The organism is Pirellula sp. SH-Sr6A (genome assembly GCF_001610875.1).
In the GTDB taxonomy this organism is placed as follows: Bacteria; Planctomycetota; Planctomycetia; order Pirellulales; family Pirellulaceae; genus JBKCUI01.
The window spans coordinates 1723768-1750091 of the sequence record NZ_CP011272.1; the positions used below are offsets into that span (position 1 = coordinate 1723768).

The 26324-nt window shown below is 55.8% G+C and carries 15 protein-coding genes and 1 pseudogene; 5 read left to right on the forward strand and 11 right to left on the reverse strand.

Annotation, left to right across the window (positions count from 1 at the left end; genetic code table 11):
* Positions 1 to 132 precede the first annotated feature (132 nt).
* Both VN12_RS06840 and VN12_RS06845 read left to right on the forward strand, forming a co-directional pair.
* Positions 133 to 549, forward strand: coding sequence for a bifunctional nuclease family protein (locus tag VN12_RS06840; protein WP_146676123.1), 417 nt, complete (start codon positions 133 to 135; stop codon positions 547 to 549).
* Positions 549 to 2429: an ATP-binding protein gene (locus VN12_RS06845; protein ID WP_146676124.1), complete on the forward strand. Its 1881-nt coding sequence runs from the start codon at positions 549 to 551 to the stop codon at positions 2427 to 2429. The genes VN12_RS06840 and VN12_RS06845 overlap by 1 nt, the downstream gene beginning before the upstream one ends.
* Before the next feature lie 333 nt (positions 2430 to 2762).
* Here the strand turns inward: VN12_RS06845 and VN12_RS06850 are convergent.
* The 5 genes and pseudogenes from VN12_RS06850 to VN12_RS25725 all read right to left on the reverse strand — a co-directional run.
* Positions 2763 to 5675: pseudogene (locus tag VN12_RS06850) on the reverse strand (vitamin B12-dependent ribonucleotide reductase); the annotation flags it as partial.
* A 586-nt stretch (positions 5676 to 6261) separates the two neighbouring features.
* Positions 6262 to 7341 carry an exonuclease domain-containing protein gene (locus tag VN12_RS06855; protein ID WP_146676126.1) on the reverse strand — a complete coding sequence of 360 codons (1080 nt, stop codon included), beginning with the start codon at positions 7339 to 7341 and terminating at the stop codon, positions 6262 to 6264.
* 116 nt (positions 7342 to 7457) lie between these two features.
* Positions 7458 to 8291: an ExeA family protein gene (locus VN12_RS06860; protein ID WP_146676127.1), complete on the reverse strand. Its 834-nt coding sequence runs from the start codon at positions 8289 to 8291 to the stop codon at positions 7458 to 7460.
* An 18-nt stretch (positions 8292 to 8309) separates the two neighbouring features.
* Complete coding sequence (locus tag VN12_RS06865) at positions 8310 to 9716, reverse strand: tyrosine-protein kinase family protein (RefSeq protein WP_146676128.1); 1407 nt, start codon at positions 9714 to 9716, stop codon at positions 8310 to 8312.
* 35 nt (positions 9717 to 9751) lie between these two features.
* Positions 9752 to 11083, reverse strand: a complete 1332-nt coding sequence (locus VN12_RS25725) for a hypothetical protein (protein ID WP_168164262.1) — start codon at positions 11081 to 11083, stop codon at positions 9752 to 9754.
* Positions 11084 to 11505: 422 nt separating this feature from the next.
* Here VN12_RS25725 and VN12_RS06880 point away from each other — a divergent pair, with 422 nt between their 5' ends.
* Entirely contained in the window at positions 11506 to 14151 is a 2646-nt protein-coding gene (locus VN12_RS06880) for a dockerin type I domain-containing protein (protein WP_146676131.1), read from the forward strand.
* A 13-nt stretch (positions 14152 to 14164) separates the two neighbouring features.
* On the opposite strand, the gene VN12_RS06885 is transcribed toward VN12_RS06880, so the two are convergent.
* The 5 genes from VN12_RS06885 to trpE form a co-directional block, all read right to left on the reverse strand.
* Positions 14165 to 16018 (reverse strand): RNA polymerase sigma factor, encoded by a 1854-nt coding sequence (locus VN12_RS06885; protein WP_146676132.1) that lies wholly within the window; start codon positions 16016 to 16018, stop codon positions 14165 to 14167.
* A gap of 422 nt (positions 16019 to 16440) precedes the next feature.
* Complete coding sequence (gene lipA / locus VN12_RS06890; RefSeq protein ID WP_146679819.1) at positions 16441 to 17325, reverse strand: lipoyl synthase; 885 nt, start codon at positions 17323 to 17325, stop codon at positions 16441 to 16443.
* A 124-nt stretch (positions 17326 to 17449) separates the two neighbouring features.
* A complete protein-coding gene (locus VN12_RS06895; RefSeq protein WP_146676133.1) occupies positions 17450 to 19504 on the reverse strand; it encodes a molybdopterin-dependent oxidoreductase in 2055 nt (684 codons plus the stop codon).
* Between the two features lie 44 nt (positions 19505 to 19548).
* Complete coding sequence (gene epmA / locus VN12_RS06900; protein ID WP_146676134.1) at positions 19549 to 20517, reverse strand: EF-P lysine aminoacylase EpmA; 969 nt, start codon at positions 20515 to 20517, stop codon at positions 19549 to 19551.
* On the reverse strand, positions 20514 to 22022 hold the full coding sequence (trpE, locus tag VN12_RS06905; protein WP_146676135.1) for an anthranilate synthase component I: 1509 nt from the start codon (positions 22020 to 22022) through the stop codon (positions 20514 to 20516). Before trpE ends, epmA begins: the two co-directional genes overlap by 4 nt.
* A 124-nt stretch (positions 22023 to 22146) precedes the next feature.
* Here trpE and VN12_RS06910 point away from each other — a divergent pair, with 124 nt between their 5' ends.
* Entirely contained in the window at positions 22147 to 22809 is a 663-nt protein-coding gene (locus tag VN12_RS06910) for a UvrB/UvrC motif-containing protein (protein ID WP_146676136.1), read from the forward strand.
* Between the two features lie 186 nt (positions 22810 to 22995).
* A complete protein-coding gene (locus VN12_RS06915) occupies positions 22996 to 24048 on the forward strand; it encodes a protein arginine kinase (RefSeq protein WP_146679820.1) in 1053 nt (350 codons plus the stop codon).
* A 60-nt stretch (positions 24049 to 24108) separates the two neighbouring features.
* Here VN12_RS06915 and VN12_RS06920 read toward each other — a convergent pair whose 3' ends face one another.
* A complete protein-coding gene (locus tag VN12_RS06920) occupies positions 24109 to 25956 on the reverse strand; it encodes an ABC transporter ATP-binding protein (protein ID WP_146676137.1) in 1848 nt (615 codons plus the stop codon).
* Between the last annotated feature and the right edge of the window lie 368 nt (positions 25957 to 26324).

Consider the following 26324-nt stretch of genomic DNA (forward strand, 5'->3'; position numbering starts at 1 on the left):
AAAACAGTCCAAATTACCTGGAGCGAAATGATACCAACCTATCGCAGTCTGTCACCCGCAAGTCCTACGATCCGCCAAGGGGATCGGTTACAATGGAGTCGGTTGCGAACCCGTCCCCTGGAATCTCGAAACATGTCGTCTCCCATCCCCGTTCAGCTTTCTCGAATCATCATCAGCGAGATTAGCGATAACCAAGTGATCTACCTCAAAGAGGTAGACGGAGATCGGCAAATGCCCATTCTGATCGGGATCTTTGAAGCGACCAGCATTGATCGCCGGGTGAAGAGCGTTGCAAAACCGCCCCGTCCTCTCACTCACGATTTGGTGGTGCAGGTCGCCGAGGCGCTGGGGGGAGAAGTCGAAAGCGTCGCCATTACCGATTTGCAGGACCAGACCTACTTTGCCCAACTGCGCATCCGCCGGGGTGAGGAGTTGCTTGAAATCGACACGCGTCCCTCCGATGCCATTGCGATCGCCGTCACGTTCCAACCACCCCTTCCCATTTTCGTGGCCGAAGAGGTACTCGAAAAAGCTTCTGGAAAGTCTTGATGTCACAAAGCCACGAATCCCCTTCTTTCCCGAAGCGAATTCCTTTCAAGGTCGATATCGCGGGGATCATCGAGATCATGGGAACCTCCCTGTACTCGAATCCCAATACTCCCATTCGTGAATTGCTGCAGAATGCTCACGATGCCATCATGCGTCGCAGAGCGCGCGATCTGAGCTATCAAGGACGGATCGATGTGACGCAAAATGAGATGCATCGCACGATCTCCTTTCACGACAACGGCATCGGGCTCTCCCCCGCGGAAGCGGAGGAGTACTTGGGCACCTTGGGAATCGGCATCACCGGCTTGATCAAGAAAGGGTTCACGGCCGAGAATCCAGACGCGCAAATGCCCGCCAGCAAGAAAGACGGGAGCGCCCTGATCGGTCAGTTCGGTATCGGATTGTTCTCCGGCTTCATGTTGGCGGAGAGGATCGTGGTTGAAAGTTTGCGATTTGAAGGGGAGCAAGCGATCCGGTGGGAGGCTGGAGCGGGCACCGAAATCGAGCTATCCGCTTCGAACAAAACGACGCCTGGCACCTCCGTGACGTTGTACCTCAAACCTAATTACACGATCTTTGCGGAAGACGAACAGCTGATCGAAGACAGCATCAAGCAGTATGCGGATTTCCTTCCGATTCCGATCTATCTCAACGAATCGAAGGCTCGCATCAATTTGATCCAGGCCAGTTGGCTGGATCCGACTCCCGATCAAGAGAACATGATCGAAGAGCTGGCCTCGTACTTTGGGGAAACACCACTCGACACCATTCCCATCGCGATGGAGTCTCCTGTTTCAGTGCGAGGTGCCCTCTATGTAACGCCCCAGCGCACCCCTGGCTTTGCCGACGAAGCCACCATCGCCGTGAGCGTTCGGCGGATGATCATCTCCCGACATATTCGCGAGTTGATCCCGGGTTGGGCTCCTTTTTTGCGAGGCGTGTTGGAGTTACCGGACTGTTCCCCAACTTCCAATCGAGAGGACCTGGTACGCGATGCGGTCTTTCTCGCGGTATGTGAAAGTCTGGAACACGCGATTTATGAACACTTCGAAAAGATCGCAGACCGCGAGCCTTCGCGATGGCAGTCGATTCTCCAGTGGCATCGTTATACCTTTGCGGGGATGGCCGTCTATGACGACCGCCTCCGCAGCTTGTTAGCGCGCACCTATCGATTCAACACCTCCCAAGGGGAATTGACGCTCATCGATATTCTGGACAAGAGTCGTGCCGACGAGCTTGTCGAAACCGATGTCGATTATGTCATTTGGTACAACGCGGATCGACGGCAAGAAACGTGGATGAACGAGTTCTTTCGCAGCACGGGCGTTCCTTGTGTCCATACTTTCCGAAGTTTCGAGGAGACGCTCCTGGCGAGCATGCTTGGACAGAACAAAAGCTTGCGTAGCGAGCTACGCCCAGCGAGCCCCTCGTCGAGCAACTTCACCGAATCCATTCTCGGAATTGAACAACGCAAAGAGGCCGGAAGCGAATGGCAAGAGTTTCTCGCGAAATTGAATATCAATTTGTTCGTCGCAAGCAGCCGGAACAGTCCTCCGGTCCTCGCGTTCATCAACGAGCGATATGAACTCTCGAAGACCTTTCAAGAGATCAAAGATAGCGGTGATTTGCCAAAGGGTTTTGAACGAATCATCCAGCAACATTTCGATCGGATGCCTGCCGATAAAAACGACGTCATCCTGAATCAACATCACAAGGTCATCAAGAAAGCGCTCCAGCAGGGGCCGACGGGGTCCATGGCTCATATGTTGCGGGTCTTGGTCATGGGAGCCATGAACAAAGCCGGAGCGACAATCAGCCCGGAAGCCATGGAATACCAAGCCATCGACTTGAACGCCATCGCCGACATCTTGGATCCCTAATCCTCCGTGCCCAAAGTATTAGCCGTTTTCCAAACGGCGTTTACGTTCCAACCGTTCTCAGAACGGTATGCAGAAGGACGCAGCCCGCTGATTCAGACGTCATGAGGCGGTCGATTCGCCGATAGGGCGGAGGCGGGGGGAACGCAGGTTGGAAACCGGCTAATGCAACCCAGACGATTCAAACATGACGAATCGGTCGATTCGTCGGACGGATAGATGCCAGTACATCGGTCGAGGTCGACCGATGTACGCCAATTGACTAACGGTCGCCCCCGACCGTTTTTCTACTCTTGTCGAACGATCGTCCCCGACCGTTCCTCCATCGCACGTCCGCTAGCTGCAGCCTAGGCTGTTGCCGCAGTTGTGGCAGAGGTAGCAGTTTCCAGCTCGAACCGTGATCGCACCGCAGTTATCACAGCTTGGTGCGTCTCCTTGGAATCCAGCAAACTGCGAGTCCCGGCTCTCGGCTATCTGACCTGAACCCGAACCTTCCGATCCGTTGCCACGGACAGGAATACTATCGAAACCGACGAATCGAGCCTTGGTGTACGAGGCAACTGGTGAAGGAACTTCGGCTCCATTTCCATTTACCGGCGTCTTGGTCGACGTCAATGCTACGGTCGCTGCCGAGGGAGATGCCATCTCCGTCTTCATCTTGTGCTCTTCTCGATAGCTATCGAGGAAGGTCAAGCCGAGCCAACGGAAGATGTAATCGATCAAGCTCTTGGCGATACGGATATCAGGATTGGTTGTATGGCCCATCGGTTCGAAGCGAGTGTGACTGAACTTATTCACTAGGACCTCGAGTGGAACACCGTATTGCAATGCGATCGACGTTGCGGTGCCGAAGCTGTCCATCAAACCGCCGACCGTGCTCCCTTCCTTCGCCATCGTAATGAAGACTTCGCCTGGACGTCCATCTGGATACAGACCGACGCTGATATAGCCTTCATGACCAGCGATGCTGAACTTGTGGGTGACCGAGTTGCGAGTGTCGGGCAATCGTTCGCGGCGCGGTTTGTAAACGATCTTCTCGACCGTCTTTGCGGCCGCTTCTTCTGCTTTCTTCCCTTCCGACTTGGTCGAAAGCGGCTGACTTTGCTTGGATCCATCTCGATAGATCGCAATCGCCTTGAGCCCCAATTCCCAACCCCAGAAGTAAGCGTTACCGATGTCTTCGACCGTGCTCTCCTTAGGCATATTCACCGTTTTGCTGATCGCACCGGACAAGAACGGTTGCGCGGCGGCCATCATCTCCACGTGGGCTTGCCAGCGAATGCTGCGGGTGCCGTTTGCAGGAGTGAAGGCACAATCGAACACGGGCAAGTGCTCGGTCTTCAATTCCGGTGCCCCTTCGATCGTATCCTTGTCGTTGATATAAGCCTCAATCGACTTGATCTGATCTTCGGTGTAGCCGAGTGTCCTCAACCCCATGTGCACCGACTTGTTCAAAATCTTCAGCATACCGCCACCCGCCAGCTGCTTGTATTTCACCAGCGCAATATCGGGTTCGATGCCCGTCGTATCGCAATCCATCATAAAACTGATGGTGCCCGTGGGTGCCAATACCGTCGCTTGCGCGTTGCGGAATCCATTGCGATGCCCCGACTCCAGAACTTTCTCCCAGACCGAGCGTGCGGCGTCCTTCAGATAAGCAGGGCCCGCGGAATCGATTTGCTCGACAGCGTTTCGGTGCATTTGCATGACTCGCATCATCGGCTCGGCATTCTCGTCGTATTCCGTGAACGTCCCGACGACACCTGCGATTTCCGAGCTGGTCAAGTTCGCGGCGCCGTGCAGCAACGCAGTGATCGCACCGCACATGCCGTGGGCCTCTGGGGAATCGTAAGGAATTCCCGACGTCATGATGAGGGAGCCCAAGTTCGAGTAGCCCAGCCCCAGAGGACGGAACAAGTGGCTATTGAAGGCGATGCGATCGGTGGGGTAGCTCGCATGATCGACCAAGATCTCTTGGGCGATGAAGAACACGCGGCACGCATTCGTGAATCCATCGTGATCGAACGTACCATCGTCTCGTCGGAACTTCATCAAGTTGATCGAGGCGAGATTGCAAGCCGTGTTATCAAGGAACATGTACTCCGAGCACGGGTTGCTGGCGTTGATCCGGCCGCTGTTCGGGCACGTATGCCACTTGTTGATCGTTGTGTCGTACTGTACCCCTGGGTCACCGCAGTGCCATGCGCACTCGGACATGCGATTCAGGATATCGCGAGCTTGGTAGGTCGGTGGCTCCGCTTCGCACTTGTCGCTCACCCAACGGGTCTTCCAAGCCTTGTTATCGGCAACGGCGGACATGAATTCATCGGTGACACGAACGGACAAGTTCGCGTTTTGGAACATGACGGACGAATAGGCTTCGCCGTTGAAGTTCGACTCGTAGCCTTGGCGAATGAGCGCATGCGCCTTTTGCTCTTCCTTCCACTTGCACTCGATAAACTCCATGACATCCGGGTGCCAGACTTTGATCGATTGCATCTTGGCGGCGCGGCGAGTCTTTCCACCCGACTTCACGACCGCAGCGATCTGATCGTAGACACGCATGAACGAGAGGGGACCGCTTGGCTTCCCTCCTCCAGATAGCTTCTCACGGCTGCTGCGGATGGTTGACAGATCGGTTCCCGTTCCCGATCCGAACTTGAACAACATCGCCTCGCTCGTCGCCAAGCGCATGATGTCCTCCATGTTGTCCTCGACGCTTTGAATAAAGCATGCGGACCCTTGGGGATACTCGTAAGGATTTTCTGGCTGCTCGACTTGGCCGGTCGTGACGTTGTAGTGCCAATTGCACTTCGCGCCCGTGACGTTGTATTGCTGATAAAGTCCGACGTTGAACCAAACGGGGGAGTTGAACGATCCGTATTGATGAAGGCAAAGCCAGGTCAAGTCACGGTAGAATCGCTCTCCATCCTCCGGGGTGTCGAAGTAACCATCGGCGATTCCCCAATCGGCCATTGTGCGCGTAACGCGATGGATCAACTGGCGAACCGATGACTCTCGCTCGTTGGGATTATTGTGGTCGCCGTAGAAATACTTGCTCACCACGACGTTGGTCGCTAGCTGACTCCAGTCGGATGGGACTTCGCAGTTCTTCTGTTCGAACAACGCTTTCCCAGACTCATCTTTGATTGCCGCACTGCGCAATTCCCATTGCACGGTGTCGAATGGATCCGCGACGTCGTTTGGACAGAATCGGGATTCGATCTTCAACCCACCTCGATCGCCGCGTGCCTCATGCGTCGTCCGAGACCTTTTCTTGCTATCGCGGCCCATCTCTACAATTGCCATACTGGTGCGACTCCTTCGAGAATCAAATATGAGGTTGGTAGCAATTTCACGTTCAACGAACCGACCACCGTTCGAGCCACCCTGCTACCGAATGAATAGAAACTTCCTTTGCCTACGGGTTTCGTACCCTCCACAAAGCCTCCGACTGCGATTCCAAGTCGGCCGCTAGCTGCGCCATTGGCCGCTAACCGCTCCGCACTCAAAATCCACACCGTCCAGCTCTGCAAAACACCACTACTGGTAGTATTCTACGCGATTGCTGGCACAATATGTTGCGTCATGGCGAGCATCTTAACGATTGCCAGAACCACAGTCAAACTTAGGGACAGGGGTCGCGCAAGAGCTTGGCAGTTCAAGGGTTGGGGTGCCTCCATTCGGTGGAACCACTTGTTCGGAAAACGTCCCAATCCCCTCTTAAGGCATTGCCCTGTGGCGACTTAGGACAATCTCGCCCAAGGCCGTGACACGTCTGGTCCCAAGGAGAAAAAAATCGGATTTGTTTTGGCCGCCGCCTAGCAAGGTTTCGCTAATCCCCTCGAACGATTTCTGCCGCACATGGGATCAGCGCTAGCAATTGTCGCTGGGACAAACTGACAATTGTCTGCCCGAGCCCCCTCCTTTTATCGATCTCCTGGGCGATCCGGCTCACCTCGGGATCCGTTCCTTCGCCGACCCCCAAAAAAGTCCCATCGCCGAAAAGGGACGGAGTGGCCGCTGCAGCCGAGGGAACACCGAAGATCACATACTGGATCTTGAAATTCAACTGCGCGTGGACTTCGGCCCCCAACGACTCGAGAAATCGAATTGCTTCCTGCCGATCCAGTCCGAGCAGGCTATCGACGAGCAAGACCTGTTTGCCAGCCAGGGGCTGAAGCGACGCGGCCCGGTCGAGAATGGTCTGGGCAAGTGTCTTCGCACGCCTCAACCCGTGAGATGCCGCGCTGGGGACGCCGTCGGCACGATACACTTTTGATTGCACGCGGGCTGAGACCTCGATTTCGCTTTGCATGCGGTGCAATCGGATGGCTCGGGGAGACTGTACCCGATCGACCCGTATCGCACCTCGTAGCAAACCGGTCGCTTCCTCTAGCTCCAGGAAACTGCCCGATCGCGTCTTGTCGCGTGCCAAACGTGCAATCGTCGCACTGGCTCTGGCGTCTTCCAACGCGTCATGGTGTTGAAAAACCAGCCCCAAATGCTGGGCCACGTTGGCCAAACCATGGCCATCGAGCGCCGGCCAAACACGCTTCGCGAGCAAACGGGTGCATTGGATTTCTTGCGGCGGGATCGGTAACTCGTAGTGCTTGCAAGTCTCCGTCAAGACGCGCGCGTCGAATCCGACATTGTGCCCGAGCAAAACACTTTTGCTGAGGATCTCGCGGATCTCCGGCCAAAGTTCTTTCCATGAGGGCTGATTCATGCAATCGCGAGCGGTCAGACCGTGAACGCGAACGCACTGCGGAGAAAAATACAGTCTTGGAGGTCGAATCAGCCAAGATCGTTCGGACACGATCTCGAACCCCTCCATAACCACCAAACCTACCTGACAAGCCGAATTGGGTTGATGGTTAGCGGTTTCAAAATCGATCGCAACAATGCGTTCCATGCCCCTACTTTCTCTCGAGAATTGGCAGACAGCCAACCCCAATTTAGCCTGAGGCAATCCACTCGGCTACAGGCCCGCTCCGATCCACCGTTACGAGCACTGCACCGCGGGGGAAATCAAGCGGCGTGGCGAACCGAAGAAAGTTCGCGATGCGCATTCTCGATCGTTCGAGGATCGATCTGCTGGAGATCCTGGGCGAAACCGATCATCAGTGCCAGATCGCACAAACGATTGATTCGTCTCGGAACCCCCATCGACAGCAATTGAACCGTTTCGATGGACGCGGACGAAAAGATATCGTCCCGATCGGTTCCGGCCTGACGCATTCGATGCTGGATGTAGGCGGTGGTGTCATCGATCGAGAATCGTTCGAGAACGCATCGGACCGCGATTCGATCTTCCAGCGAAGAACTTTTCGCAAGATGCGAGATGATGGAGGTAGCCCCGCACAGAACCAACGTGATCGGAGACTCACGGAGACAGGAATCGGACGCCAGATTGAGAAGCAATCGAAGGCCTTCCAGAGACCCAAATTGGGAAAGGAGATGCGCTTCATCGATCGCCACGACCGCGTGCAAATCCTGCGCGACGTTGTGACGGAGAACGCGATCTAAAAGCTCGATCGAACGCGCCAAATCCGACAACGATCCTTTCTCGTGCGGTCCGATTTGCCGGGCGATGTGCTGGATCAGTTGCTCCGAAGGCATGGCAGGGTAAACCACGCGCGCGATCGGAGAAAACGAGTCGGCGAGTTGTTCGAGACAAGACTCAAGAATCATCGTTTTCCCCAAGCCTGATTCTCCGCAGAGAACCGCGATCGCGCGACGTTGTTCGATCGCGTAACCTAGCTTCAACGCGGCCGCTTGATGGCTCTCCGATGGATAGTACGAGTTCTCGTTGGCCTTCCCTTCGAACGGTCGTTCAGCCAAACCCCAGTGCGACTCGTACATTTCCGCAACCCCTTCTTCTTACGCGTGAAAGTTCTCGACCATGCCAACCGAAGCAATTCCCATCCCTTGCAGAATGCTATTCGCTGTGTCGACCTTCTCCCGAATGCTCAATTCGGTGTCGACGACGAGAACCGCCGCATCCACAACGCATTCCTGCGATACACCGACCAAGTCGCGCTGTTCGAGATTCAATCGATTCGAATCGAGGAAAACAATATCATGCACCGAAGAAATCCGCTTGACGATCCGAGCGGCGCGATTGAGATTGGCATGAAGCTGTTGGGCCGCGATGATGGAAGTGAGGGGATAGACGGTGATGTTGTCTTCCACCGAACGAACGGCGACTTCCTCGAGCGGAACGTTCTCAAACAAGCAGTCTTGCCATCCATGTTCCATATCGAGTCGAAGCTGATCGATGAGGCTTGGATAACAGGTATCGGCATCCAGCAATCCGACTTGCAACCCTGCGGCTGCCGCGCAGCGGGCCAAATGCATAGCGACAGTGCTGCGTCCAACCCCGCGTTCCCCGCTGGTGATCGCCATCACCCGCAACCCGTCTTGGTTTGCCAAACGCAAGTGTTGTCCGATTTGTTCAAAGGCGGAGCGATTGGACTTTTCTAACTGAAGGAGCACTTCAGGCCAGAAGAACTTGTCCACCTCCCACGAGGGACGAAACGCAACTGGCAAAGGGACTTCGGTCGTCGCTTTGGTCGTTTCTTTGCGATCCATCCGCGGCGGAGTTGCCGCAGGTAACCGTTGAGAATGGAGAGCTTTCGGTGCATGCGGTGCAGAATCGGCAACCATCCGCGTTTCTTGCCTTACATCGCTCGCGACGGGACGCTCTGCTGGTTGTATCGGCGCCTTAGGAGGAACCGGAGAGATCGGAGCCGACGCCGGCGTGGGAGTCGCGGGGGCCAAATGCGAAGTCACTTTGCCATGCCCCGAATCGATCCGAATCGACGGAAAAGGATGCGCTGGACTGGTAACACTTCGGGGTATCGGCTTGTTCGGAGGCGCAGCGGTTGGCTGGGCAGAAGACTCGGGATGAACGACCATCGTCGGAGCCCCGTTCACAACCACGGCGGGCTGAGCCCGAAACACCCCCGTCCCTTTCATACCACGCTCGGCTCCCAGCGGAGACCAAACTCCACGAACCTCTTCCGGTTCGAGATGCGTCGCGTCCGAAGGGCGCACAAGAGGTCGCGGAACATTTGGCGGGACAGGTTTCGCTGCAGGTGGCGATTGCCGTGCAGCCGGAGCTCCTGGTACCCCCAAATCGGCTCGTCGGTAGGTCGTTTCGGTTTCGCCCGCGCCGTTCAACGTGCTTTTCGGCGGCAACGGAGCGGAAGAGTCGGAACTCGGTCGGTTTGCAACCCGATTCTTGATGTAGGCACGCAAGTAGGCTTGATTGACTTCGTTGCTCATGTTCTGTCGACCTGTGTGTTGGTTGGAGTCGTCGCCTATTGGATCGCTGGGTACCCGAAGGAAGTACCCGTGCTGGTCGCTGCCCCCGAGGGCTGTCGAATCGGTTGATATCGATTGACGGTTCCTGCTGGCAAGTTCGGTGCAGTCGCTGGTTCGGTCGGTTGCACCGTCAAGGGTCGGTATTCTTGGGCCTTCGGAGGATAAGGCTGCCCCGAGAGTGGAGTGGTCGCACTAGGCTGCCCGGAAGGGGTCAGGTTGGACCAGGAAGGAGTCGGGCTCGAGATCGCTGGCTTCGTCGTTGAATTGGGGACAGATGACGCGTTGGACACGGGAAGTGCCGGCGTTGCTAGATCCCAACCTGTGGAGATGGGCTGATACGAAGAAGGTGCCGTGGGAGATGCTTTCGGCGACGAAACCGGTGTGTAGGGTACCGGTTGTTTCGTAGTCGAAAGTGCCGCATTGGAGGCCTTGCCATTGGCGCGGTTCCAGAGGTCGATCACCGAATCGGTGGGTAAATCAGGCGTGGACGTGGTATGGATGCTGATGTCCAGACCGCTTTTGGGTTCCGAAACCGCAGGGCTTGGTGCGAAGAACATGGGGGGTTCGGTCGCAGCGGAAGGGGCCATATCGGTCGGCTTCATCGAACTATATGCAGGTGATGGTGCTGGCTGGTTGAACCGAGCAGGAATCTCTTCGTCGCGCACGGCGAACGCGCTTTTGTTCCCTTCCAACTCCGGCATGGACTCTCGAGTGGCGGAATCCGAGCTCGCTGGCTGTGCCATGGGAGGGTTGGGATTGGAGGCGGTGAGAAGCAACGGGGGTTGAACAGAAGGTATCGGTGCTGCGTTTTCATTCGCCGATGCAGTCTCCACGTGCGGGGTCGCAACGTGTGGGGTCGCAACTGGCGACGAAGCGATGGATGGCGAGGGAGCAGCAGGTGACGGAACGACGATAGGATCCAGCGCGATTTCCGGTGGAATCGAGGATTCTAGCGAGGTCGATGAACTGGCGGATGGCTTGCCCAACGGGGAATCGCTGACGGAAATCTTGATCACCAAGAGAACCAACAACACGAGCAAAGTGACGGCAATGCTGTTCTTGAGCAGAGATCCCAGCTTCGAAATCGCCCTGGGCTTGACCCTCGGTCCTTCGGGTTCGAGAGAAAAGGGAGCGGGTGTAGGAGCGGGAGACGTCGCTGTGGGTGTGTCAGCGGCGATCGAAGGGGGCGCAGCGACGTTGCCCTCCGGTCGTGGCGGTGCGACGACCAATAATGGCTGTACATTTTTCAACGAGAATAGAATGGGGGTGTTCCCCCAATCACGGGCGCGACTCGTGGGGCTTTTTCTCGTTGGCATTTCATTTGTCATGGGTCGATTCCTTTCGATCCAACTAGTCATCGCCGTCCTGTGGCGACGCTATGGAACCGTCTCTCGATCATCGTAACGATGGTGACGGTTTCTTTAACTTTTCCGTGTACAACGACTTTTCCGGTTCGGCAGAGTCTACGGATTGTTCCGAAGATTAGGATCGTCGGTTGGCCACGTGAAGAGCACTTTACTGGAATGACGACGGCCCAACGTCGCCGTGGGCAGGCCTCGGCAGGGCTCGAAAGGGTGTCGGAACGGGAACCGCCAAGTGGCCCTTCAAACGGAAAATCGAAAAAGGCGTCAAATTGCGTAGAGTTTACCCGTGGAGAAAAGTCCTTCTTCTTCGTTCGAGTTGGGGGAATCTTTTCGGCAGACTAACATCCAATAGACGGCGTTTGTGTCCCTCGTAAACGAAGCAGCATATGGCGAAAGCGAGCAAAAAGAACCTTCGACGGCTCCGCGTCGAGATCCTGGAGTCTCGTCGCGTCATGGCATCCCTCCCTTTTGGAGCGGAACCGGAGGATACCGGCGAATTCATGCTTGGGCGGATTGCTGTCACTCCCGTCTTTCTGGAGAGCGACGGGTCCATCGATCCGAGCACGGAGAATTGGTCCCCTGCCCAAGTAGAGCAGGTCTTTTCCAATATTCAGACCGGGCTGAACTGGTGGACACAACTCTTGGCGACCAAGTCGTCTGTCCATTCGCTCGAATGGGTGATCGACCGGACCTATGTCGACAATCAGCCCCCCATTTCTTACGAGCCAATCAATCGAAATTCGAATGCCTACACCCTTTGGGTTTCCGAGTTCTTGACCGATATCGGTTATGCTAGCAGTCCGGATATCGAGACGAATATGCGCGCATTCAACCAGGCGCAACGTCAGAAATGGAATACCGACTGGTCGTTTACCATATTCGTCGTCAATTCTCGCAACGATGCAGACGACTCTTTTGCGGTTGGCGGTTCTTTTTCTCGCGCGTTCGCATTCGCCGGCGGGCTTTTCCAAGTCGTCCCGTCGGACCGTCCTGCATCGACGTTCACGCACGAGACAGGGCATATGTTCTGGGCCCGAGACGAGTATGCTGGCAGTGGCAATTACTACCAACGCCGAGGCTATTACAACGCCCAAAACACCAATGCGGTCGACCTCAATCCGCAAAGCGGTTTTGTGCAGCAACCGAGCATTATGTCGAGCGATACGTCGCTTCAAACCGCGTACACGAGCCTGGTGTCCCCGGACTCGACTCTGGCTCAGATCGGTTGGAAAGACTCCGACGGCGATGGCATCTTCGACGTCCTCGATGTTCCGTTGTTGCTCGAAGGAACGGGCAGAATGTCGTCAACCGGTGCCAATTATCGGTTCGTCGGTCGAGCCGCCGCCCAGGCATTGTCGAATATCAATTCCTCCGGATTGCAGAACAATATCACGCTCAACACGGTCGATCGCATCGAGTACCGGATCAACGGGGGAGCTTGGACGACGATCGCTACCCCTCGAACGTACGAAGCGAATATCGATGTCACGATTCCTTTGAGCGTAACCACAGGCTCGATCGAGATTCGAGCCATCGACGCGGATCTCGGCATCACCAGCAATCTGTTTCAAGGCGTGTTGGGGCCAAAACCGGATGTGACGATTGTCTCGGGCATCAACGGATTCGTTTGGAACGATATCGATCAAAACGGCACTTGGAATTCGAATGAAAACGGGCTTTCCGGAGCCACCATTTCCTTGGTGAATGGTGCCGGTCAAGTCCTTCAACTGCAACGTACGCTGGAACCCGATGACTTCGGCAGCGGTCAGCTAAACACGGTGCAAAATGGGGTCCGCATCGATACGATCGGAAACAACACCAACGGCCGTATCGCAGTTCTTGATGACACCGCCGCTTCAACGGGTACCAAGGTCTTCAAGCCCGTTGCGATCAACGGGACCATACTGGACTCGTTTTCCGGAGATGATCAACAACTTCGAGCTCGATTCGATGCCAATACCACGTTCGCCTCGATCGACGTGTTTGCGGTGATCGACGATACCGACGTCCGATTGGACGCATACGATGCGATTGGCAATCTGGTCGCACGATCGGAACGCAAAGGTTTGTTGGGTGGGCAACGGGTGACGTTGGAAGTTGGCTCTTCCTCACCAAACATTTCCTACGTCATCGCGCGAGGATTCGACAAATCGTTTGTGAAGCTGGACAATCTACGCTTTGGCCCTCGATCGACGACGGTGGCTCGAAGCGACGGGAGCTATTCATTCCCCTATCTCCCGGCTGGGACCTACAACCTGCGAGTCAGCGGGCCCTCCTCAGGCTATGAATCGAGCTCCCCTCTATCCAGCTTGCAAACCGTTGTCCTGGCGAGCGCCGCACTGTCCCACGTCGACTTTGGAATCTATCTTCCGCCGAGCCCTTGGCAGAACCCCACGCTCCCCGAGAACGTGAATAATCAAGGGGGCGTCGACCCGTTGGACGTGCTTCTCCTCATCAACGAGATCAATCGCGGTGGCAGCCGTGCGCTGCAAGGTTCGGGGCTTACCGCACCACCCTATTGGGACCCCACCGGGGATCGTGTTCTCGACCCCTTGGATGTCCTGCTGGTAATCAATTACATCAACCGGAACGGCGTCGGCCCTAGTTCCACCGGCAACCGAAGTGGAACCGGCAGCGGCGGCACGGAAGGCACGAGTGGGGCGACAGGAAGCGGCGGTACTGGCGGAAGCGGGGAAGGGGAAGCACCCAACGCGGGCAAGGTTCTGCCGTTCGTATCCTTTGTTCACGACCTGCAAGCCGCAGACCGCGAGACGCGGATCGAACGCAGCACCAGCACTATGGCCAGACGAGCCGCGGACGGGATGGAAACATGCGGTTGCCCGGCATGCTCCGCTTTTAGTTGTGTCTCGGGCGAAGCAACTCCGTCTCTCTTGGACATCGCATCCGTTTCCGACAGCTCGGAAAACGATTCCTCGATGGGGCCGAATCGTCTCTCCAAAAAAAGAGTCTCTCCAACAGTGGAGAACCTTTCGCTCGAAGAATGGATGGATCTCGTTGCAAATCGATCGTAGTCGCTCTGTCCGGCTACATCGCTCCGCCAAACATCCCACCCATTCCCCCTCCCATACCTCCCATCGGGCCGTAGAGCGGAACGGGAGCAGGGGGAGCAGGTTGAATGTGACTTCGGTTTTGTCGCGCGAGTTCACGAAGCAACCGCTCCAAATCGTGATGGGTTAGTTCGTTTGCATTCACAACCAGCATCGACCCAAACACCCCGAGGGTCGACGTCCCGCCCCCTAAGTCCCAAACATCCGGTTGCACACTGGTTCGAATGACCGACATCAACTCGTGTACCGTGCTGCTGTCGGGCAGAATGTAGCTCAAGTCATACGTTCGGACCGATTGCTTCTCGTCGTCACGGGACGTCACGACAATCATCCCATGGCGAATGTTGTAAGTCAGACCGAGAGGACTGAGAAGCAGCGTCAGCGCGTCGCGCACCGAGACTTGATTCCTAAAATGCAACAGAACAGGCTCATCAACCGCTACACCTTGCCCTTCCAGCGACTTTTCATCGGCGTATACATCGACTCCGATTTGATCCGAGATCTGTGCCAACACCGCGGCCAGTGGAATACCATTGAATTGGACATCGATCTTCGTTTTCGATAATTTGCTCCGCAAGGCATCCGCGAGCTTCATCTCCTCCTGATCCAGTTCTCCATCCAACCAACCCGGAAGAGGTCCCTGCACTTGCCAGGCTGTTGTTTTGGTGGGTACAGGGGTAGTGCGTGCGGTCGCGGTTTTATCGGGCATTTGCGGAGCCCCGGGGCCGAAGGGATCCAACGTAGCGGAAGGCTCCCCAACCCCACTTTCGTTAGGCACCCCATTCTGCGAATTGGCGTTCGCCTCCTGTGCGATCGAGATGGTCGTCGGCTCATCACCGGTAAAGGCGTCGCCCGTATTCGCGCTCGCGATGGATACCTTCCCGGACTCCCCCTGCGCAGGAAGACTAAGGGGAATCGACGCGACTCCCAGCAATGTGATCACGGCGACCGCGCCGCTCCAAACCAACGGTGATTGCAAAGCAGACCATTTCATAATCAATTCTCCTTGGACGAGACGTTGAAGAGTAGAAGAGGAAACCAAGCCGTCCGGCGAGGTAGGATCGTGCGAGTTTGTCGGATAGGTGTTCCAAAAAAGGTGCAACCATTGGTTCATTTCCGATGCGGTCGCAGCGGCGGGAATCGTTGTGATGGCTGCGAGGGATGCGCTGATACTGACACCGCGCAGTGCCAATCGAGATCGAAGATGCATTTTGCCCCTTTTGATGCGACCTTCGACGGCGCTCACCGACAATTGCATCGAATCGGCAATTTGGGGAACGGATCGCCCCGCGTAGTAGTGCTCGATGATGGGGGACCGAAGCGATTCGGGCAGGAGCTTTAATTCCTCATCGAGCACCTCGAGTTGCAGACGCATTGCCAGCGCTTCGAAAGGTCGTACCGCGTCATCGGAGTCTGGATTGGGGACGTCCCCCGGCGTCATTGCTTCGCGCCGCGAGCATTCCTGCAGTCGAGTCTGCCGTATCCTTTTCGCGACACGATACGCGACTCCGAATACAAAACTGCTGAGCGACGCACGTTTGCGAATTCGAGGGATCGACTGAAGCAAGACGATGAATGTCGCTTGGTAGGCCTCCTCGCGATCCGAGCTGCCTCGCAACCAACGGGAAAGAATCTTGCAGACCATCGGGCTATGTCGTCGAACGATCGCCTCCATCGCATCGCGCGACCCGGTGCGTACCACGATGTTGCATAACTCTTCGTCGGATGCCTCCGCCCAATAATATTGCGTATCCAGCGATACCGAACTCGGGTCGGGTAGCGTCGATGGCGTGGATAGAGGCAATGAGGAGTATCTGTTGCGTGATGTCATTTCGATTCTTCTCTTCACTGGGATGAGTTAAATCTATTAGTGCACGAATCACGCTTGCCCAGGCGAGGAAAATGAGAATTTTCTTTCGAGCCCCAATACGATCTCAATCCAGCAGGGGCTCGCGTTTATCTCGCGCGTTGTGAGAAGCCCTGCGAAGAGTGCGTGTGACGCAAGATTTGCAGAAAAAACGCGAAACGTAGTTCGATGCAGAAACGAAAAAGGCCTTACAGCTATCTGATCACGCCCGAAATTCAGATAACCGCAAGGCCTATGCCCTTATGTTAGGCGGCACCTAACTGGAAGGCAAGCGATTGGTGGAAGTATTTTTAAAATCCGATGAACAAAACGCGCACTAAAGCCCTAGAAGTTCAGCCTACCGTCCACTTCTGCTGTTAGACGCCAGGATTTCCCTGACAACTGTGTCAATCTGCGTCAGCCATTTCTTTGGCGTGGTACGACGATCTTACAAACGGGCCTGAAGCCACCCGCTTGAATCCCATGCCTTTGGCGAGTCCTCGTAGCTCTTCGAACTCATCGGGGTGGACATAGCGTTCGACCGGCAAGTACTTGGGGCCTGGCTGCAAGTATTGCCCCAGAGTGAGGAAGTCGCAATCGACCCTTCTCAAGTCCGCCAAACAATCGAGAAGTTCCTCGCGTGTCTCCCCCAGCCCGAGCATCAATCCACTCTTGGTCTTGATCGCCGGATTCGATCGTTTGATATGTTGCAGCAATTCCAATGTCCAAGCGTAATCGCTCTTGGGCCCACGTACGCGCCGATAGAGGCGTGGAACCGTCTCCATATTGTGATTGAATACTTCCGGCGCTGCCTCGATAACCCGATCGAGCCCGTGCTTATGGCGTACAAAATCGGGGGTTAGCACTTCGATTGTTGCGCCCGTTTTCTCGCGTACCGCGAGAACGCATTGGTAAAAGTGTTCCGCTCCGCCATCCGGTAGATCGTCTCGCGTGACCGAAGTGATCACCACGTGCCGCAGCCCCAACCGATGAGCCGCTTCTGCGACACGGTCCGGTTCATCCAACTCCAGCTCCTCTGGCTTGCCTCGCTGCACGGCACAGAATCCGCAGGGCCTGGTGCAGACATTGCCTAGAATCATGAACGTTGCTGTTTTTTGTGAATAGCATTCCATGCGATTTGGGCACTTCGCATTCTCGCACACCGTCTCCAGTTTCAACTCGCTCAGCAACCCCGAGGTAAATCGATTATCGTTCCCCTTAGGCACTTCGCGTCGCAACCAAGATGGCAACCGCCTGCTGGGCTCAAAGGTCGGAGCGGTCATGCACCCCATGGATGGAGAATCGGCGGACTCCGCGCTGCTGTTCGATTGAATGACCGGCAGTTCCATATTGTCAAGGATCTTTCTGATGGACGGGTTCTCGTCGGCTGTCACCGACCACTGTACCAAGCGGCGTTTATTTTTCCAGTTGTAACCGAGAAGGTTCCATTCTCGTAACTTGGACGGCGACGTTCCCAAAGGTGCTGCCCCCTCCCAAATCGGTCAACCTCTCACTCGTAATATCGTTAAGGCTTTTGCGATCCGGGGCAAGTTTGGGCCACCATTGTCCGAGAGCCACCACCACTCCCTCTTTGGCTTCGTCGCTCACCCGAACCCGCCGAACGATCGAACCGGTCGGGCTCGACACCGTTGCTCTCTCTCCATCCACGATTCCCCGCGCCAACGCATCCGCAGGGTGGATGACCATTTGCGGTTCTCCCCCAGCTAATTTCAGGATGCTGGCGACATTCCCCATCGACGTGTTCAAAATGTGACTTCCCGGCGGGGAAATCAGTCGCAACGGAAAAGAGTCGCTGAGCTGCTCTTCAAACTCCAGTTGCGCAGGGGGAGGAGAAAACCGAATTTTACGGTCGGGGAAGTGACTTCCATCAGCATAAGGCCGAAACTCGCTCGGAAACTGAAGCTTGATCGACTTTTCGCTCTTCAACCGCTCCGCATCGATACCTGCCAACCAAGGATTCGAACTGGCTAGCAATGCCTTCAAGATCTGATCCCGATCCATCTCAAACGGCCTCACCTCGATATCCATCGCCCCTGCAATCTTTCTAAAGATCCAGCTGTTAGGACGCGCCTCGCCTCTAGGTGCAACGACTGGTTCGGAATATTGGAGGTAATAATGTCCATACGATGTATAAACGTCGTGATGCTCGAGGAAGGTTGTCGCCGGGAGCAAGTAATCGGCGAAGTCGGCGGTATCGGTTTGAAAGTGTTCGAGAACGACGGTAAATAGATCTTCACGCGCCAACCCTCGTCGAACGCGGGACGAATCGGGAGCGACAGCCGCAGGATTCGAATTGAAAACAAACAGACCGTGGACCCGGGTTGGCTCAGCCGTCAGCTCGCTAGCCAACAAATTCATGTTCACATGCCTGCTGCTCGGCGGATAGTCTCCATTGCCGTTCACCGCTGCGGTATGGAGCCCAAAAGCGCCGCTGGTCGAAAGGGCTGCGCCTCCCCCGAGCTTCTTCCATGCACCCACTAGAGCGGGCAATAACGTGACCGCACGGATCGCATTGCCACCGCTCTCATTGCGGGTCATCCCATACCCGACTTTGATAAACGGCGCAGCACTTGTGGCAAACGCACGAACCATTCGGGTGAGGTTCTCCAGAGGAATATCGCAATACTCCGACGCACGCTCCAGCGTCCAAGGTTCACAGGCACGGCGAAACTCTTCGATTCCATGCGCGAACCGATTCAAGTAATCGACGTCCTCCCAGCCGTTTCGGAAAATCTCGTTCGCGATCGCGAGAGCCAGCGCGGTGTCGGTACCTACTCGGATTTGCCAGTGCTCATCCGCGAAACGCGAGGTTTCGTTTCGATAGGGGTCGATATGCAAGATCCGTGCACCATTCTGCCTCGCAATCTTCAAAACGGGAGCCAAATGGGAGTTGCTGCGCAGCGCATTGATCCCCCAAAGCACCACATACCGAGCATGGATCAAATCCTCCGGATCGGTGCTCAACTTATTGGGGCCGTAATTCATCTCCCAAGCGGTTCCGCCCGTGGCTGCACAAATGGTTTGATCCAATTCCACTGCGCCGATACGACGAAAAAACGCGAGAGGCATTTGCCCTTCAATTACCCCCATCGTTCCGGCGTAGTGATAGGGTAAAATCGAGTCGCCACCTGCCGATGCGAGGATTTGACCTGTGCGTCTTGCGATCTCCTCAATCGCTTGCTCCCAGCTGATTCGCTCGAATCGGCCCTCCCCTTTCTCACCCACTCGTTTCATCGGATAGAGAAGCCTGTCCGCTTGTTCTTGTCGCTCCGGGTAGCGGGCCATCTTCACACAGGCGAATCCTTGGGTGATCGGGTGGTCGGGATCCCCCGCCAGCTTCGTGACTTTTCCATTTTCGACCGTGATCCGCAGCGAGCACGCGTCGGGGCAATCCAAAGCGCAGACCGACGGTAGAACTTGAGTGGTCGACGGGAGTACAGTTAGAGGCATCTTCGTCCTTTTACGCTAAGTAGGGGATCGAAAGCCGGGGCAGGCTAGGCTTCGGGGGCAGTGAAGGGGACCACGTCGGCCAACTGATCGGACTCGCAAGCCAACATGACCAATCGATCGAACCCCAATGCGCAACCGCACGAACTGGGCATCCCCTGCTCCATGGCTCGCAGAAGCTTCTCGCATGGGGGGAGCGACCTTTTACCGTCCCGAAGACGCTGCGCATTGGCGATTGCGTCGCGTTCTCGCAGCACTTTCGCATCCAAAAGCTCATGATACCCATTGGCCAACTCAACTCCGCGATAAAAGAGTTCATACCGCTCCGCTGTCCGTGGATCCTCCGTCGATACCACCGCTAGCGCCGCTTGCGTGGCCGGGAAATGGGTGATCAAAACCGGAGTATCACCCCCAAGCCTCGGTTGAACCCGTTCGGAGAAAATCAGATTGACCCAATCGTCCCAATCATTGGTCCAATCGACCGATTCCACGAGCCCTTCGCGCACGGACCAATCGGCTAACGCGTCGCGATCCAAATCAAAGAGTGGCAAACCGGTCGCTTGCTCGAACGCACTGGCAAAAGTCATCCGTATTGCGGGGGAGGTTCGCAGCATAACGCCAAGAAGGTCCGATAAAAGCTGAAGTCCTTGCTCATGCCCCGCGCCGACGTCGTACCATTCCGCCATGGTGAATTCGGGATTGTGCCAACGACCAAGCTCTCCGGCTCGAAATACGGGACCGATCTGATAGATGCTCCCCATTCCCATCGCCAGCAGTCGCTTCATCGACTGCTCGGGAGATGTTTGGAGAAACCATTCTTGCTCCCCATTCCCCGGCAGGGAAAGCCTCACCGATATGGGATCCAAGTGGCGATCGATCACTGTCTCGCTGCACAAGGCTGGCGTCTGGACCTCCACGAACCCTCGCTCATCGAAGAAACTTCGCAACCGACGGAGCATCTCGGCCCGGCGCCGGAGGTTCTCCCGGAGCAATTGAGGAGCTCGTTGCCAGTTCATGATGCCGACTGACGCTTTTTCGTGATCTCGATTGCAGCCAGCTGCGCCTTCGACTTGTTCACCGTCTCCAAGTATTCGCTGGTAGGATCGCTGTCGGCGACCAACCCTGCTCCTGCTTGAACGTAAATCTTGCCATTGCAGATGACCATGGTGCGCAATGTGATGCAGGTGTCCATATTTCCGCGATAGTCAAAGTATCCTACAGCGCCCGCATAAGGCCCACGCCGAGTCGGTTCCAATTCGTCGATGATCTCCATTGCACGTACTTTGGGGGCCCCACTCACGGTACCGGCCGGCAAACAGGACTTGAACGCATCCATGGCATCCATATCCTCTCGCAACTCACCCGTCACATTCGATGAAATATGCATGACGTGGGAGTAATGCTCGACCACCATCAAATCGCTGAGGCGGACCGAACCAAACTTGGCAACGCGTCCGATATCATTTCGTCCCAAGTCGACGAGCATGACGTGCTCGGCTCGCTCCTTGGGGTCATTGATTAGATCCTCGGCCAAGCGACGATCCTCTTCCGAGGATTTGCCCCGCGGTCGCGTTCCCGCCAACGGGCGAACGGTCACCACTCGATCGAATACACGCGACATGACTTCAGGGCTGCTACCGACGAGCGAACACGAAGGTGTTCGAACGAAGAACATGAACGGGCTGGGATTCACCACGCGAAGTGTCCGATAGATTTCAAAGGGATCGCAGGATGCTTCGACTTCGAATCGCTGACTCAATACGACTTGGAAAATATCCCCTGCCAAGATGTACTCCCGGCACTTGAGAACCGCCTCCTCGAAACCTTCACGCGTGAAGTTCGATTGAGGTAGTTCTGCGACGATATGGGATGTATCGATTTCCTCGACCGCGGTGAGCGGCAGCGGTTGGCGAAGCTTTGCAATCGTGGCTTGGATGGCGTCCGAAGCAGCATCGTAGGCTTGTCGCGTTTTGCTCGGATCCTTATCCGGGGAGATTGCGACCAACTGCAGTACCAGGACAGTTTTGTTCACATTGTCGAACACGACGAGTTGGTCGTAGAATCCAAAGTCCAGATCGGGTAGCTGTCGATCGTCCTTGGGAGCGTTTGGCAGGTTCTCGACGTAACGGATGACATCGTAACCGGCAAAGCCGATCGCACCTCCGACGAAGGGAGGAAGGCCAGGGAGCGTCGCTACTTTCTTTCCGGAGACTTGATCTCGCAGAAACGCTAGCGGATCCTCGACGCGATATTGGGTCACCTTCCCATCTTCGTGCCATTCGACTTGATCGCGCGTAGCGACCATGCGGGTCCGCGGACCGATAGCGATAAAGCTGTATCGACCGATCTTTTCACCGCCGACGACGCTTTCGAACAAGCAGGCGGAGCTAACGCCGTCGTCGAGTTGTCGAAAGGCGGTCACAGGGGTAAGGTGATCGCTGAGAAGCCGTTTCCAAACTGGAATGAGATCATACTGAGGAGCCAGTGATTCAAATTCGTCAAAAGATGGAAAAGTGCTCATCCCGTCAAACTAGCTTTCAAAACGCGGCATATTCGCTTGTCCGACCGCATCGCCCGATTGGACACAGACGCTTATACTACCAACGAACGCCTCGGTCGCGAACTGCCTGCGAGAGAAATCCAAGATGAAGTGCCAGCACTGCGAAAAACCAGCCACCTTCCACATCACCGAGCTCACGGAACCAGACGGTCCCAAAGTACTCCACTTGTGCGAAGAACACGCTCGGATTTTCCTTTCGGGTGAAGGCTCCAGTCCCGCGTCGGCCCTTTCCGGAATCCTGGCAAAACAGCTCAAGATGGACAAAGCCGCCGAGGAGATCGCCGCTAGCGATAAGAAGACTTGTCCGGTCTGCGGTATCACCTTCGCCGAATTCCGCAAAGGTGGGCGGCTCGGGTGCGCCTACGATTACATCATCTTCGAAGAGGACCTCGAACCCCTGTTGATCAACATCCACGGAGCGTTGGGGCACACCGGGAAAATCCCCACCAATCGCAAGGGCTCGCCGGAACGGCAACGGCAGCTGGCCCAGCTGCGCGACGAAATGAAAAAGGCAATCAAGAAGGAAGAGTACGAAAACGCCAGCCAATTGCGTGACCAGATCGCGGCGATTGAATCCGGAACATGGGCTGAAGAGTCGGAGTCGGACGAGGAGGGCTTTGAAAGCTTTCAATCGGAACCTCCAACCAGCGCCTCCACCGGTCCATCGACACAAGAGGGCGTCGACACCGACGAACTTGATCGCGACGACCTCGATGGCGACGACTCCCCACCTACCCCCAAGGAGTAAGGGGCCCGTCGTGGATACCCACCACGCGCTCGACTCGATACACTGTCAAACGAATCGAACCATTCATCCGGCGTCTTGGCAGACCGGCCCCGTAGATCACACACCAATCCCCTTTTGGCTCTCCGCTGAAACAAAGAACCAATCAACGTGAAATTCGAAGACTTGGCACAACAAAGTGGCGAATGGATGCGAGGTCACGGGCCCGAGTCGGACATCGTGATTAGCAGTCGCATTCGGCTCGCTCGCAACTTGGCTGATTTCCCATTCATTCGAAAGTGCACGCCCAAAGATCGAACCGATATCGCCACGGCCGTCCACCGTGCACTTGATTCCCTTCCGCTTTCCGCCGACACCGAGTACGTCGACGTCGCCAAACTTGGGGATCTCGATCGCCAATTCTTGATGGAACGACAGTTGATCAGCCATGAGCTCAGCGAAGCCCAGGGCGCGCGGGCCGTGATCCTCGATCCCAACGAGCGATTCAGTGTTATGGTGAACGAAGAAGATCACCTGCGCCTCCAAGTCATGCAGAGCGGGCTGGATCTCGACGCGGCTTGGGAACGCATCGACAGGCTGGACGATCAACTGGAAAGCAAACTTACCTACTCCTATATGAAGGAGTATGGCTATCTGACCGCATGTCCCACCAACGTCGGGACTGGATTGCGAGTCAGCGTGATGCTTCATTTACCCGCCTTGGTCGCTACGAAACAGATCGACAAAGTCTTTCGCGCATTGAACAAGATCAACGTCGCTGTGCGGGGTCTCTTCGGCGAAGGTTCTCAATTCATGGGTGACTTCTACCAAGTCAGTAACCAAACCACTCTGGGACGCTCGGAGAAGTTTCTCATGGAAAAGGTCCGCGAAGTCGTCCCACGATTGATCGAGTACGAACGACGCGCTCGCGATTTCCTGCTGGACGAAAACAAACAGGACCTTCACGACAACGTCAGCCGAGCGCTCGGGATTCTGTGCACTGCTAAGAAGATCAGCTCCGAAGAGACGATGCACTATTTGAGCAAAGTTCGGATGGGTGTGAACTTGGGTCTGATCGATCAAATCCAAATCCCGACCCTCAACAAACTCTTCATCCAAACACAGCCTGCGCACCTGCAAAAGATCAGCGGTCACAAGCTGAGCGTAACCGATCGGAATATCGAGCGAGCCCTTTACCTTCAGAAACACCTTGCTCGCCGACCTCCAACCGCCAGCGAATCGCAAAACGCAGAGCAAAATTGACGCGCCGCGAGGAGTCCTTGCTTGGGGTTTCGATCGCTGTCGCGAAGGAACGACAGCGGGTCACGAACTGATGGCGAAACGCATGTAGTTGAAGTGTCGGTAAATTTCGCTTTGCTCGAGCAACTGCGGATGCGTCCCCGCCGCGACGATTTTTCCGTCCTTGAAGACCAAGATCTGATCGGCGCGTCGCAAAGTGCTCAACCGTTCCGGGAGCACGACCAAGATCGTTTGATGGGACCGGAGTAGCTCCAGAGCTCGCAACGAATCCTGCTCTTCTTGAACCGACACCCGCTGCCTCGGCTCATGGGCCACCACCACTGATGGTTTCTTGATCAACGCCCTGACGACTCCCAATCGGAACAATTGGTCTAGTGGAAGCCGCTCGTCGTTGCTTGAGAAGACCGTGCCCAATCCATCGGAGAGATTGAGAATTGGCTCCGCAACATTCGCGCGGCGAGCCAAGTCGAGAACATCGATCGTCGCATCCTTCGCTGTCCCTGCCCAAAGGTTATCTTCGAGCGATCCATCGAGAATCGGACCTCGTTCGTTGATGAGCAACGTTCGTTGGCGAATGGAAATGGGATCGAGATCGATCAAGTTGCGATTGTCGATCAAAATGCGGCCGCTCGCAGGGAGACCGAACCCGAGAATCATCTCCCCCAGCGTTTGCCCCGTGGCAGCATCCAAGGAAACGATAGCGGTCAGTTTGCCAGGGGTTAAATCGATGCTGACATCCTCGAGAATCTTGGCTCGATCCGTATCACGAAAGCTGACGTTTTCGAACCGAATCCCCTTCGCAATGTTGGCGTCGATTGGCGCTCCGGCTGCACCGACTCGCATGACAGGAACCGCCAGATAGCTCCAGATCGCTTTGGCTGCCTGCACCGCATTGCTGCGCTTCCTCAAGGATCTTCGAATGCGGAAGATCCCATTGACTGAAACCAGGACACACCCGATCAGCACCACGATTTCCCCCACCCCCAACGGTGAGCCTGGCTCCAAGACCCGCACGGAAATCACGAAAAGCAAGAAAGCACCCAGCAGCACGGTCGCCGACAACAACCACGGAGACCTTACCACTCCATCGTCGGCGAGCTTGCTGTGCGTTTGATGGAACGCGTCGACTTGCCTATCAAACATTTGCCTCGTATCGATTCGAGCATCGACCGACTCGAGCAGTGGTGACGATTCACACAGATAGATCAACTGCTCGTGCGCATGCCGTCTCCGCTCCAAATAGACCGGACGCTGCTTGCGGTACGCCGCGTCGAGCGAATTGGTGAGCCCCCATAGAATAATGAACACCAGGATGCACAGAAGTGTCAACCATGGCTGAATGAGACATGCGAGGGCCACGCACAAAACGATTTGCAGGAAGTTGCGAGGGAAGACGCGGTACCAATCGGTAAGGGACTCGCGAACACGAGGTAAATCGGTTTGGATCAGATCCCGCAGGATGCGACGCTGACCGGAGATCCCCTGATCCATCGACAAAGCCCGCGATTGGTCGAATAGCCGCTGAAGTAAATTGGAGGTCCAATACAACGCTGCTTGCAAGGATGCAGCCCGGGTCGCGTGAAGCGTCCACCTTTCCAACGCAAAGACACACCCGATCAACGCAATCAAGCAGAGGGCACATCGCAAGGTACTCCCTCCGGTTGGGAGCCAATCGGTCGATAACCGAATCCAGTTTCCAAGTGTCAGGAGACTTGGAAGTTCGCGAACCGCACCGCCCGGCCCCCCCTCCGCTGCCGTTCCACCCATCCCAAACAGCAACTCGGTGAACCAACCCAAAAGAGCGAGCAGCAACGGGAGTCCGATTGCAGAAAGGGCCCCAAAACCGATCGCCAACCAGCGACTAGTCGGTACCGATTGACCCTCGGCAAGCTTTTTCCAGACGACCTGCATCGTTCACTCTTTTTGTTGTTGGTGCCCTGTCGCAAAAGCTCGCACCGCGCTCGGCCAAGCTCCCTTTCTCGCTCTACTATAGTTGGAACCGCTGAGCCGATGGTAGTCGTCACCACCCTCCCGACTTCTTGTGGGGGCTCGCCAACCTCCTATTGGGGGTCGAGGAAAGTTTGCGAGTCGCGTTGGTTCTAACGATTTTACCAGTCGTAAGGTGCTCTGCTCCAGGATGTTCGGCGCCCCCGCGTCGATTCCAGACCGCATGTTGCGAAAAGTCAACCTAGATTCAAGAAGAGGGATCGTGTTCGCAACGTTGGCACTCATTGGTTGCCATATCGGATGCGAAGAAGCATCGGAGGCTTGCACTTGAT

What these genes read in the sequence shown, in the direction of transcription:
- VN12_RS06840 (WP_146676123.1), top strand. Translation starts at nt 133, where the DNA reads ATGTCGTCTCCCATCCCCGTTCAGCTTTCTCGAATCATCATCAGCGAG.
- VN12_RS06845 (WP_146676124.1), top strand. Translation starts at nt 549, where the DNA reads ATGTCACAAAGCCACGAATCCCCTTCTTTCCCGAAGCGAATTCCTTTC.
- VN12_RS06855 (WP_146676126.1), bottom strand. Translation starts at nt 7,341, where the DNA reads ATGGAACGCATTGTTGCGATCGATTTTGAAACCGCTAACCATCAACCC.
- VN12_RS06860 (WP_146676127.1), bottom strand. Translation starts at nt 8,291, where the DNA reads ATGTACGAGTCGCACTGGGGTTTGGCTGAACGACCGTTCGAAGGGAAG.
- VN12_RS06865 (WP_146676128.1), bottom strand. Translation starts at nt 9,716, where the DNA reads ATGAGCAACGAAGTCAATCAAGCCTACTTGCGTGCCTACATCAAGAAT.
- VN12_RS25725 (WP_168164262.1), bottom strand. Translation starts at nt 11,083, where the DNA reads ATGACAAATGAAATGCCAACGAGAAAAAGCCCCACGAGTCGCGCCCGT.
- VN12_RS06880 (WP_146676131.1), top strand. Translation starts at nt 11,506, where the DNA reads ATGGCGAAAGCGAGCAAAAAGAACCTTCGACGGCTCCGCGTCGAGATC.
- VN12_RS06885 (WP_146676132.1), bottom strand. Translation starts at nt 16,018, where the DNA reads ATGACATCACGCAACAGATACTCCTCATTGCCTCTATCCACGCCATCG.
- lipA (WP_146679819.1), bottom strand. Translation starts at nt 17,325, where the DNA reads ATGGGGTGCATGACCGCTCCGACCTTTGAGCCCAGCAGGCGGTTGCCA.
- VN12_RS06895 (WP_146676133.1), bottom strand. Translation starts at nt 19,504, where the DNA reads ATGCCTCTAACTGTACTCCCGTCGACCACTCAAGTTCTACCGTCGGTC.
- epmA (WP_146676134.1), bottom strand. Translation starts at nt 20,517, where the DNA reads ATGAACTGGCAACGAGCTCCTCAATTGCTCCGGGAGAACCTCCGGCGC.
- trpE (WP_146676135.1), bottom strand. Translation starts at nt 22,022, where the DNA reads ATGAGCACTTTTCCATCTTTTGACGAATTTGAATCACTGGCTCCTCAG.
- VN12_RS06910 (WP_146676136.1), top strand. Translation starts at nt 22,147, where the DNA reads ATGAAGTGCCAGCACTGCGAAAAACCAGCCACCTTCCACATCACCGAG.
- VN12_RS06915 (WP_146679820.1), top strand. Translation starts at nt 22,996, where the DNA reads ATGCGAGGTCACGGGCCCGAGTCGGACATCGTGATTAGCAGTCGCATT.
- VN12_RS06920 (WP_146676137.1), bottom strand. Translation starts at nt 25,956, where the DNA reads ATGCAGGTCGTCTGGAAAAAGCTTGCCGAGGGTCAATCGGTACCGACT.